Here is a 10541-nt window from a genome sequence, read left to right as displayed (position 1 = left end):
GTCCCCCTCTTCACCGCCTGCGTGTGGCTCACGCTCACGTCCGATCTCTTGTGGGGGTACGCGCTGCTCGTTCTGGTCGGCCACCAGACGCTGACGGCGGTCAGCGGGCAGATCTTCTTCTACAAGTTCTGGCCGCTCAGCGTGGTGACGACCTACTTCTTCCTGCACCGGGTGGACTGGTGGCATCCCTCCCTCCAGGTCGCCGCTCCGCTCTTCTGCGCCTTCACCCTCCTGTCGATGGTGGGGGTGGCCGAGGGGGTGGAGGCCCTGGCTGCCCGTCACCGCCGTGCCGTGGCGACGGCGGACCGGATCGGTGCGCACAGCGTCGCCATTCCGCCCCTCGGGTCCGGACACCCCGCCCGGGAGGCGGCGGCGGCAGTGGTGCGCGCTCTGAGGGACACGGCGACATCGGTGGAACTGGTCCGCCTGGTGACCGCCGACCCCACGACCCACGCGGCTCTCGCCGAGGCAGTCCTGTCCGACCCCCACCCCCGTCCCCGCACGTGACCGCGGAGGACGGACCGGCGCGCGGCACCCGTGAGGGCCGGCCCCGCCGTGTCAGGCCGGCAGCCGTTCCCTCCGCTCCCACCGGCTGACGAGGCTCACCCCCACCATCGACAGGAGGGTGAAGGCGCAGAAGAGCGGAGCGGCGACCTGGAGGGAGGGATGCCACCAGTCCACCCGGTGCAGGAAGAAGTAGGTCGTCACCACGCTGAGCGGCCAGAACTTGTAGAAGAAGATCTGCCCGCTGACCGCCGTCAGCGTCTGGTGGCCGACCAGAACGAGCAGCGCGTACCCCCACAAGAGATCGGACGTGAGCGTGAGCCACACGCAGGCGGTGAAGAGGGGGACGGTCACGAGAAGCAGGAGGGCGGTGCGCCAGGCGAGTTCCGCGGCGATCCGCCGCCGGACGCGGGCCTTGGACTTGGCGCGACCCGGTTTCCCCTTCATGAGGGTCGGCCAGGTGACCCGGGCGAAGGGCATGGAGACGTCTTCGTCGGTGCCGGCGTCGTAGAGGGTCGCGACGACACCCCCCTCGTCCCAGTGGAAGACACTGCCCGCGGGGACGACCGCGAGCGAGCGCCGCATCCTCAGCACGGCCCGGATCTGCCGCAGGTGGCCGTAGCCCATGGCCAGCATCACGAGCGTGACGGCCACCCATCCGGCACCGGCGATCAGGGCCACGGACAGCCATTCCTTGATCAGGTCCCACACGTCAGGAGGCCGCCGTTCAGGAGAAGAGGTCTTCGATGAAGTCGCTGGCCGAGGAGGGCCCGGACCCCGGGGGCGGGCTCAGACCGTGGCCGCCCCGCATGCCCCCGTCGCGATGCTGTTCGAGGTCTTCCTGGAGGGCGTCGGGTATGCCCGGGGCGCCGGGGCCGGTTCCGCGCGGCGTGCTGTGCAGCCAGTCCCACGCCTGCTCCGCGAGGCCCGCGGCACTCACGGCGGTTCCGCCGGCGACGGCGCCGACCGCGCCGGAGAGCAGCCAGCCCAGCAGGGCCTTGCCGCCTGCCTTCTGCGGAGGCGGCGGCTGATGGGAGGCCAGGGAGAGGGCGGTCAGGCAGGCCCCGCCGCGGCGGGGGTCGTCGAGATCCTCCAGCAGGGCGAGGATCGCCCGGGCGAACGCCTTCCCCGCCAGATGCCGGGTCAGGCCCTCCGGCGTGACGGTCCGCCCCTGGCGGATGGCGTCACGGGCGCTCGCCGTGAGTGCGGCCAGCCGCGGAGTGGTGAGTTCCGCCATGTGGTCGCGCCAGCCCTCGGGCAGTCGCGGTGCCTGGACCACCGGCCACAGGGCGAACACCACGAGGTCGATGACGACGGCTTCGGGAAGCGTCCCTGCCGGGATCGGGCCGCCCCGGGACAGGTACTGCGCCGCTCCGGCGGCCAGGAGGCGGCGCAGAAGGTCCTTGCCTTCGCGCCGTCCCGGGTCCCCGGCGAGACTCGCGCCCAGAGCGGCGAGTTCCTTCGTGTCCTGCGAAGCCGCCCTGCGCCCTCGTGACGGCGCGTTCCGATCGGCCAGCAGCAGGCGGTAGTCGGCCGTGATGCGCTCGATCCAGACGCGGAGCTCGGGCAGGTTGAACGGGGCGGCCGGCTGCGGTGCCGCGTAGTGATGGTTGTTGACGATCTTCTGGCTGCCGTGGGCGACCTGGTAGACCTGTCCCTGCCCCTGTACCCGGGCTTCCTGACGGATGACCTCGGGCGGTTCGGCCCCCTCTGCGGGAACGGGTGTGCTCATGCACGCCAGTCTGCTGTCCGACAGTGATCAACTGCAGGTGAATCAGCGCAAGTCCGTTCCAAATGTGCCATGTTGATGAGCGAGACATGGCTGGTGAATCGGCAGCGCGGCCCTGCGGCGCGAAACAGGAGGCACTGATGTCGGACCTCGTTCGGCGGTGGGTCGTGGCGGCTTCATCCGTAGCGGTGTTCGCCCTGGTGGTGGCGGTCGTTCGCGCGGCGTCGTGGTCCTGGCTGCCCGACGGCAGCACCGACCGGTGGGCGCTGGGCGCCGCCGGTGGAACCGTCGTCGCCGCTGCCTTCCTGTTCGCCCTCACCCGTCCGACGCCGACCCCGTCCGGCCCCGAGAGCGGCGACATCGAGCAGATCGCCGAGGCCGGCGATGGCGCGGTCATCGAGCAGACCGCCGGTGATCGCGGGTCACGGTGCGCGGGGTCCAGGCGCACCACGACCGCGGGACGGCTGCGGCAACGCGCCACCGGCAGCGGCACCTCCCGCATCCGGCAGACCGGCGGCAGCGACAACGCCTGACTCCTGGCGGGAGGGCCCACTGACCGCCGATGCCGGGTGACCACCGGGTGACCATCCGCGGCGGGCTCTCACTTCGGGCCGGCAGGCGGGGGAGGCGGCTGGAAGCACGCGGTGACGTCCTTGCCGCGAGGACAGCGCCGGGCCTGCCAGTCGTCGGCGAGGGCGTCGATCAGCAGCATCCCGCGCCCCCCGAGTGCCTTGTCGTCCGCGTTCCGCTGCTCCGGCAGCTCCATGGACGAGTCGTGGACCGTCACGTGCAGGCATGCCTCGTCCCAGGTGAGGATGAGTTGCGCGGCGCTGTGGGCGTGGACGTGCGCGTTGGTGACCATCTCGGACACGGTCAGGACGACCGAGTCCACAAGGTCCGGTGCCGTCCGCGACCAGCCGAGCGTCGTGAGATGGTCGCGCGTCCAGTCCCGTGCCGTCTTCACGCCGCTGCTGATCGGCAGCGAGCGCGCCCACCCGACAGCTCTCAGTGAGGGATCCTGCGTCATCGTCTCTCCTCCGGCCGGTCACCCCGTTCGTCTCGTCTGCCCGGCAGACGGCGGACGGAACGCGAGCAGGGGGTGCCGATTCCTCGGGGCCTCGACCTCCGACACGGGTTCCTCGCCCTACGCGCCTCACGAGAGCGCTGCCGACCCGCGGGGCGACCACGTCACACCGGCTCCGTGCGACGCAACCGACACACCCGTACAGGCGTCGCACCACACATGGAACGTGAATGGCTCTTCTCGCTGATCCCGCTGTTCATCGGCGCGGTCTGCCTCTGCTTCGGCGTGTACGGACTCCGCCGGGCCAGTGCGCTGCGCCGGAGGGGTGTCACCGCGCAGGGGCGGATCGTCCGCCATGACACCATGCGCAACGACGAAGGCGCCACCTTCCACTACCCGGTCGCGGTCTGGACGACGCGGGACGGCCGCACGTGCGAACACCCGTCCCGGTTCGGTCGCGGCAAGGTCGCGGGCGCCTTCGGTGTGGGGGCCGCGGTCGCCGTCCGGTACGACCCGGAGGACCCTCGCCGCTTCGCGATCCAGGGCTGGGACACCACGGCGGTCGACCTGTTGTTCACCGTCCTGGGGGCGGTGTTGTCGGCGGGCACGTCGGTGGTGCTGCTCGTCCGGCTGCTCACCCTGTGACCGTGTGACTGCATGTCGGCGACCGGCGCCGAATGCGGCTGGTTGCCGCACGCGGGGGATGGTCCCCGCGGTCACATCGGCGGGACGGCGGGGTGGAGCGGGCCGTGCGCGGCGGTCCSCGGCGGGGACGGCTGACCCTCGGTCAAGGGGTGCCGAGGGTCAGCTGGACAGCACTGCTCAGGCGTCGTCGCGGAGGGCCAGCCCGCGTTCCACGGGGTCGGATGTCCCGGGTGACGGCTTGGTGGATGGTTGGCGGAGGCGTGGCCGGGTGCCGGGCGGTTCCCGGGACGGACCGGTCAGGGCCGTTCGTAGTACTGCAGCACTCCGCCCACGGAGAAGCACACCGCGCCCAGGAGCGTGCCCCAGTTCGTGACGGCCACGCTGACCAGGGCGCRGGTGGAGGGCCGGACGAAGGCGGTGACCGCAGAGACCATGAAGAGCACCGAACCGAGCTGGTTCACCGCCACGATCCACCAGCCGAGATCCCGTACGAGCAGTCGCGGCCGACCATGGCACACCTCGACCAGCGCGAGGTGACCGGAGATCAGGAACAGCGCGCAGCCGATCATGTCCGGTGCCCAGATCAGCCGGTTCACCTGCTGCGCCGAGAGCCCGTTCAGCAGGGAGCCCACCAGATTGACGCCGAACACGAGCGTGCCGGCGAACAGCACGAAGGTACTGAGCCAGTCGATCCGGGCGGGCTCATAGCTCCACCAGCGCCAGCGCCGCGTGGCCAGCCGACCGGTCCGGCTGTCCCGGTGGGGTGTGTTGACGGCCTGGAGCAGGGACGTGTAGCCGCCGGTGTTGAAGAACAGTCCACCGGCGAAGTAGATCCACGCGCTGGTGATGTCTCCCGGGCCGAACTGGGCCAGCCCGGCCCCCAGGGCGAAGAGCGCGCCGCCGACGGCGAACGCGACCGCGGCGATCGTGTTCAACCGCCGCGCACGGGCGACCGACAGGCTGTCTGCCGTCCTCGGCCGGGGCCCCTTCTCCCCCTCGGCGTGAACCGTCAGCCGGGCGCGCTTTCGCGCGAGCCGCGACTCCCAGACTGCGGTGCCGCCGCCCTCGGGACGCCAGGTGACCCGCGTCGTGAACGGGCCCGCGCCCTCGGAGTGCTCCCTCGCTTCGGCCACCTGCCGACGATATCCCGGCGGTGGCGAAACATCCCGAAACGCCGCTCTGTCCGGACCGGGTGAAGACGTCGCGCACCGCCGCACCGCCGCCACGCCACGCCACGCCATCCGGACCCCCTCCGGGCGCCCGGCGGAGCGGACGATGACGCCGCCCGTGCCGTGCCGCCCGGTGCCGGCCGAGGGCGGTCCGGCGCCGTCAGCCGAGGCGGGTCAGACGGGTGCCGAAGGAGGGCTCCGCCAGGTTCTCGCCGAGGGCGACGGGCACGCTCCTGGACCCGGATCCCTCGCCCACGGTCAGTACGGCCACCTCGGTGCCGGCCTTGGCCGAGTGGGGAACGGACGCAGCCGACCCGCCCTTGCCGGCGGTTCCGAGAACGAGTCGAAGACGCTGGCCGGGCGTGGCGACGACCTTGAGGTCCGCCGTCGCCACCAGGGGGGTGCGTCCGCCGAGCCCGTCGTCGACGTATCCGACCGTCTGGCCTCTGCGCACCACCGGCTCGGCGGTCAGCGCCGCGCGGACCGACTCGATGACCTTCCGGCTGTTGGCCAGCACCAGGGCCAGGCTCCGGGTCGCGTTCGGGTCCGGTCCGTCCGCGCGCTGGTCCATGAGCGTTCCCAGGATCAGCGGAGTCTCGTCGCCGACGGACTTGTACCCGGCCCACATGAGTGCGCCGCCGGCCGGGGTGCTCGACCCCGTCTTGATGCCCCGGATGCTCAACTCGTGTGCGTTGAGGAGGGTGTTGTTGTTGATCAGCCGCTGGGAGAGGTCCTTGATCTCGGCATCGGGCAGGGAGACCACGGAGCGGAACACATCGTTCTTCATGACCGCCTCGGCCAGCTTGAGCTGGTCGACCGCGGTGCTCGCGGTGCCCGCGTCCAGCCCGCTGGGGTCGGTGTACGTCGTGTCGGTCATGCCGAGTTCGCGGGCGCCGGCGTTCATCTTCTCCACGAAGGCCGCTTCGCTGTCGCTGCCGGTGTCCCAACGCGCCAGCAGCCGGGCGGCATTGTTGCCCGAGGGGATCATCAGCATCTTCAGCATGTCCAGCTGGCTGTACGTGCTGCCCTCGGTGAGTCCCACGATGCGGGACTCGTTCTCGGAATTGCCCTCGGCGACGGCCTTGGCGTCGACCGTGATGGTGGGACCGGCCTCGCCCTTGCGCAGCGGGTGGTCCTTGAGCACCACGTACGCCGTCATCACCTTCGCGACACTGGCCGTCGGGACCGGCTTCTGCACGCCGAAGGTGCTGATGGTCCCGGACCCGGGGATACGCACGGCCCCCTGACCCTTCGCCGGCCACGGAATGTCGAGGCGCCCCTCCACGGTGTGCGTGTGCTCGGAGGCGACGAGTCGTGGCTCGGGCAGCGGGCGCAGCATCTGGGCGCCGGTGACGGCCCCGGCGAGGAGCAGCAGGAGAGGCGTCCACACCTTGAGTCGGCGCGCCGTGGTGCGGCGAAGGGTCTCGGCCGGGGGAGGAGTGTTGGTCAGCTGGGCGAGGAGGTCGAGCGGGGCCGCGGCAGGGTCCGCCGGAGCGGCGGGCGCGTGGGCGGACGCCGGGGATCCGGTGGACTCCGGTGCGACGGGAGGAGCCGGCTCGGCCGGCCCCTGCGCGGCGGCCGGCGGCGTCGTACCGGTGGCGAGGTTCGTCGTGGGGGTGTCGAGATCCTTCGGCGCGGCGAGCGTGCGGGTGCTCTGGGAGTCGGTCTCGGACCGCGCCCACGAGGGCGTGGGCCGGCGCGGTCCGACCGGGCCCGTCTCGGCCGTCCCGGGCTCCTCGTCCGGCCCTGCCGTCGAAGTGCCTTCGTCAGCGTCGTCAGCCTCGTCCGCTTCGTCCGCGGGGGCTTCCTCGTCGGGGTCGGGCTCCGAGGGCTCCCCGTCCGGCGTCCCGTGTCCTCCCTCGGCCGACGGGGCCGGTCCGGACGGCTCGTCCGCGCCGATGGGCCCGTCCGCCGCGCCCTCCCCTGTCGCGTCGGGTGCGGACGGCGCGTCATCCGACTCGGCCGCGTCGTCCGACTCGGCCGCGGCGTCCGGCTCGGCTCCAGCGTCCGACTCGGCCGCAGCGTCCGTTTCGGTCGCGTCCTCCGACTCGGCCGCAGGGGCCGGCTCGGTCGAGTCTGCCCGTTCAGCGGACCCGGCAGTCCCGGCGGTCCCGGCGGACCCGGCGGACCCGGCGGACTCGGCGGGTTCGGCCGATGCCTCCGACCCGGACTGCTCGGCGTTCTCGCGCGCCGACGCCGCTTCCCCCGCCCGGTCTCCCGGTGTGAGCGTCCCGCCGTCGTCCGCAGACGCCGCCGCCGACACGTCCTCGGGCTCCGGAGTCTCCGCGTCGCCACCCGTCACCGCTACCGTCTTCATCCCTGCCCAGCCTTGCTCGCAGATACATTCCGCCGGGGCCGGGGCCCCGTCACATCCCGAGACGGATACCGAGTCGGTGATGTTCCATAGAACAGATCTTGTGACAGTCCGGTCATACAGCGCGTGCGACACGGCCATCGCCGGTCACGCCGCCCTCCTCCTCGGCCCGCTTCCACGCGTCTGCAGCACATCGGCCCGCGGCGGTCCGACGATGCCGCGGGGCCGGTGATCCCGCGCGAGGCGGAGCGGCACTCCGGCGATCCTCCCCCTGCCGCGCCGGGGTCGCCGGGGCGGTCCCGGGACCGCGTGCGGCGTCTTGGTGGACCCTTCGTTCCTGCTCGCGGAAGGCCCATGGCAGGCTCATGCCACCATCCAGCCGAGGAGGAGTCATCCGCCAGCGTTTCTGGGCGACCGTGTCGGTCGCCCTCGCTCTTGTGTTCTCAGGCATAGCCCCCGCCGCCGCGGAGGACGCGCCGCCCGTTGTCACCGGTGCCGTCTTCAACAACCCGAAGGGGACGGCGGCCGAGCAGAACGCCGTGAAGAACCACATCATCGAGGCGATCGACAACACCCAAGGGGGACGCACCCTGCGGGCGGCCCTGTACGTCATGCAGGACCAGGACTACACCGATGCCCTGGTCGCCGCGCACGGCCGCGGCGTCAACGTGCGCGTGGTCCTGGACCACAAGTCCGTCGAGGCGCCCACCCCGGCGCCCGCCCAGAACCTGATCGCCGCCCTGGGGACCGACAAGTCCCAGGGCTCCTGGGTGCAGGTGTGCACCGCGGGCGGGGCCTGCATCGCGGCGGGCGGTACGAACCCGATCAACCACAACAAGTTCTTCACCTTCTCCCGCGTCGGCGACGCGGGAGTCGCCGAGGACGTGGTCATCCAGAGCTCCGCCAACCAGACGGTGTCGTCCACCACCCGGCAGTGGAACAACGCGTACACCGTGGTCGGCAACACCGCCCTCTACACGGCGTACACCGAGTACTTCAACGACCTCGCCGCGATGAGCAAGACGAGTGACTACTACCGGACGGGCGAGGCCGGTGACGCCAAGTACTACTTCTTCCCGCAAGCCGGCGGCGACGTCGTGCTCGGGTTCCTGAACAACGTCTCCTGCACCGGCAACACCACCGTCGGCACGACCTCCCACAAGACCGTCGTGCGGATCTCCGCGTGGGCCCTGCACCGGGACGAGATCGCGGCCAAGCTGCGCTCGCTCGCCGACCAGGACTGCTGGATCGAGGTCGTCTACAAGGACTCCAACGACCTCGCGACCCTGCAGGGCCACGCACGGATCAAGCCCTACCACCTCGACGCCGGGGGCTACTTCGTCCACTCCAAGTACCTGCTCGTCGAGGGCAACTACGCGGGCCATCCGGATACGAAGTGGACGTTCACCGGCTCGCACAACCTGGACCTCTCCTCCCTGCGGGAGAACGACGAGGCGCTGATCCGTCTCGCCGGCGCGACGGCACACGACGCCTACAAGGCGAACTTCCTCGCCATGCGGGCGGAGGCCGTCCTGCAGTGACCGGTCGCTCGGTGTCGTCCGGCGTGCCCGACGACACCGAGCCACCCCGGCCGTCCCCAGGGCGTTCTCGTCGCCGCCCGCAGGGATCCGGTGCCCGGCCGTAAGACGCCTCCGACCCGGCGCCTCCGCTACGGAAGGATGGAGTCCACGTACCCGCCGTCCACCCTCAGCGCACCGCCCGTGGTGGCGGAGGCGTGGTCGGAAGCGAGGTACACCACCATGGCGGCGATCTCCTTCGGCTCGATGAGCCGCTGCAGCAGCGACTGCGGACGGTGGTCGCGCATGAAGGCGCGCTGAGCCTCGTCCCAGGGCAGGGATCGGTCGACCAGCTCGTACACGAAGTCCTCGACCCCACCCGTGTGGGTGGGGCCCGCGATGACCGAGTTGACGGTGACACCGGTACCCGCCGCCTGCTTGGCGAAGCCGCGCGTGACCGCCAGCAGGGCCGTCTTGGACATGCCGTAGTGGATCATCTCGGCCGGGATCGCGATCGCCGAGTCGCTGGCGATGTTCTGCACACGCCCCCAGCCGCGTTCGCTCATTCCGGGAAGGTAGTGACGGACGAGTCGCACGGCGGCCAGCACGTTCACCTCGAAGTAGCGCCGCCACTCGTCGTCGCTGATCTCCAGCGGGTCGGCCTCCCCGAAGACGCCCAGGTTGTTCACCAGGACGTCCACCTGCGGCAGCACGTCGGCGGCACGCCGCGCGCCCTCCTCGCCGGCGACGTCGGCGACCACCGGGACCAGATCCGTGTCAGGGGCCTCGGCTCGGATGCTCGCGATGGCCCGTTCCACCCGTTCCTCCGTCCGCCCGTTGACGCCCACGCGGGCTCCCGCCCGGGCCAGGCCGGTGGCGATGGCGGCGCCGATCCCCTGGGTGGAGCCGGTGACCAGGGCGGTCCGTCCTGTCAGATCGATGAGCATGGAAGACGTCCTTCTCGCAGATCTTCTGTGCGGTTGCCTCAGAGCCCTGTACCCGGTCCGTGGCCGGCGGCATCAGGGAGACCCCTTTTCGCGTAGCGCGCCGTCGGCGTCGGCTCCGGCGGCCGGGTGCCGGCAGCCCGCGACATCAAGCCGCTCCGGCCCCGGGCGACGTCAGGGGCGGATGGCACGACCCCGGCCGCCGCGCTTCGCCCGGGCGCCCGCTCGACGCCCGGCGCCGAGCGCGGCCCGAACTCCGCCGACGTGTCGGTCCGGTCGGCAGAACGGCACCGTGGTCCCCTACCGCATCGGCAACCCCAGAAGTCGTTGTATTCGTGGGCGAACCCATGAAGTGGAAATTCGCCAGGTGACTTGATTTCGAGTGAACACGGGCAATTTTTTGACCAGTGAACGGGTGGATGGATACGGCTCGGATGGCCGATATCGGCCGCCTTGAAGTTTCCGATAATGACTCTTCGGCGGCTCGAGTTATGGCGAAATCGAACTCTTTACCGGCTGCCTGGACGGGAGGGAGGCTGTACGGCGGCAGGTCGAGGCGATGGCGTCGCCGCGGCCGAAGCCGCAGATCGTGCTCCCATTCACCGACCGATGGAAACCGGGGGCGACCGATGGCGAAGGCGGGGGCGGCGCTTGTCGCCGTCGACCGCAACGGACCTGGTGGGGGAGTTGGGGGG

At 71.3% G+C, this 10541-nt stretch carries 10 protein-coding genes; 4 read left to right on the top strand and 6 right to left on the bottom strand.

Translation table 11 applies throughout. From position 1 onward, the window contains the following. Positions 1 to 507 (top strand): hypothetical protein (locus tag EAO71_RS06475; RefSeq protein ID WP_222723547.1); only part of this gene is annotated, 507 nt, incomplete at its 5' end. Between the two features lie 51 nt (positions 508 to 558). Here the strand turns inward: EAO71_RS06475 and EAO71_RS06470 are convergent. Together EAO71_RS06470 and EAO71_RS06465 are read right to left on the bottom strand one after the other, a co-directional pair. Then, on the bottom strand, positions 559 to 1215 hold the full coding sequence (locus tag EAO71_RS06470; RefSeq protein WP_147976824.1) for a hypothetical protein: 657 nt from the start codon (positions 1213 to 1215) through the stop codon (positions 559 to 561). A 16-nt stretch (positions 1216 to 1231) separates the two neighbouring features. Further along, a complete protein-coding gene (locus tag EAO71_RS06465; protein ID WP_147976823.1) occupies positions 1232 to 2236 on the bottom strand; it encodes a hypothetical protein in 1005 nt (334 codons plus the stop codon). A 137-nt stretch (positions 2237 to 2373) separates the two neighbouring features. On the opposite strand from EAO71_RS06465, the gene EAO71_RS06460 reads away from it, so the two are divergent. After that, a complete protein-coding gene (locus tag EAO71_RS06460; RefSeq protein ID WP_147976822.1) occupies positions 2374 to 2766 on the top strand; it encodes a hypothetical protein in 393 nt (130 codons plus the stop codon). A 68-nt stretch (positions 2767 to 2834) separates the two neighbouring features. Here the strand turns inward: EAO71_RS06460 and EAO71_RS06455 are convergent, their stop codons facing one another. Then, positions 2835 to 3260 carry an ATP-binding protein gene (locus EAO71_RS06455; protein WP_147976821.1) on the bottom strand — a complete coding sequence of 142 codons (426 nt, stop codon included), beginning with the start codon at positions 3258 to 3260 and terminating at the stop codon, positions 2835 to 2837. A 216-nt stretch (positions 3261 to 3476) separates the two neighbouring features. On the opposite strand from EAO71_RS06455, the gene EAO71_RS06450 reads away from it, so the two are divergent. Further along, positions 3477 to 3902, top strand: a complete 426-nt coding sequence (locus EAO71_RS06450) for a DUF3592 domain-containing protein (RefSeq protein WP_147976820.1) — start codon at positions 3477 to 3479, stop codon at positions 3900 to 3902. A 296-nt stretch (positions 3903 to 4198) separates the two neighbouring features. Here the strand turns inward: EAO71_RS06450 and EAO71_RS06445 are convergent, their stop codons facing one another. Further along, complete coding sequence (locus EAO71_RS06445) at positions 4199 to 5035, bottom strand: hypothetical protein (RefSeq protein ID WP_147976819.1); 837 nt, start codon at positions 5033 to 5035, stop codon at positions 4199 to 4201. Between the two features lie 196 nt (positions 5036 to 5231). Beyond that, complete coding sequence (locus tag EAO71_RS06440) at positions 5232 to 7388, bottom strand: serine hydrolase (protein WP_222723546.1); 2157 nt, start codon at positions 7386 to 7388, stop codon at positions 5232 to 5234. 434 nt (positions 7389 to 7822) lie between these two features. On the opposite strand from EAO71_RS06440, the gene EAO71_RS06435 reads away from it, so the two are divergent. Next, a complete protein-coding gene (locus EAO71_RS06435; RefSeq protein ID WP_187282583.1) occupies positions 7823 to 8926 on the top strand; it encodes a phospholipase D-like domain-containing protein in 1104 nt (367 codons plus the stop codon). A gap of 128 nt (positions 8927 to 9054) precedes the next feature. Here the strand turns inward: EAO71_RS06435 and EAO71_RS06430 are convergent, their stop codons facing one another. Further along, positions 9055 to 9849 (bottom strand): SDR family NAD(P)-dependent oxidoreductase, encoded by a 795-nt coding sequence (locus EAO71_RS06430; RefSeq protein ID WP_147976817.1) that lies wholly within the window; start codon positions 9847 to 9849, stop codon positions 9055 to 9057. Positions 9850 to 10541 lie beyond the last annotated feature (692 nt).

It is taken from the genome of Streptomyces sp. MS191, from assembly GCF_008042125.1.
In the GTDB taxonomy this organism is placed as follows: domain Bacteria; phylum Actinomycetota; class Actinomycetes; order Streptomycetales; family Streptomycetaceae; genus Streptomyces.
This window is presented reverse-complemented; position numbering and strand designations above follow the sequence as displayed.

What these genes read in the sequence shown, in the direction of transcription:
- EAO71_RS06430 (WP_147976817.1), bottom strand. Translation starts at nt 9,849, where the DNA reads ATGCTCATCGATCTGACAGGACGGACCGCCCTGGTCACCGGCTCCACC.
- EAO71_RS06460 (WP_147976822.1), top strand. Translation starts at nt 2,374, where the DNA reads ATGTCGGACCTCGTTCGGCGGTGGGTCGTGGCGGCTTCATCCGTAGCG.
- EAO71_RS06440 (WP_222723546.1), bottom strand. Translation starts at nt 7,388, where the DNA reads ATGAAGACGGTAGCGGTGACGGGTGGCGACGCGGAGACTCCGGAGCCC.
- EAO71_RS06455 (WP_147976821.1), bottom strand. Translation starts at nt 3,260, where the DNA reads ATGACGCAGGATCCCTCACTGAGAGCTGTCGGGTGGGCGCGCTCGCTG.
- EAO71_RS06450 (WP_147976820.1), top strand. Translation starts at nt 3,477, where the DNA reads ATGGAACGTGAATGGCTCTTCTCGCTGATCCCGCTGTTCATCGGCGCG.
- EAO71_RS06465 (WP_147976823.1), bottom strand. Translation starts at nt 2,236, where the DNA reads ATGAGCACACCCGTTCCCGCAGAGGGGGCCGAACCGCCCGAGGTCATC.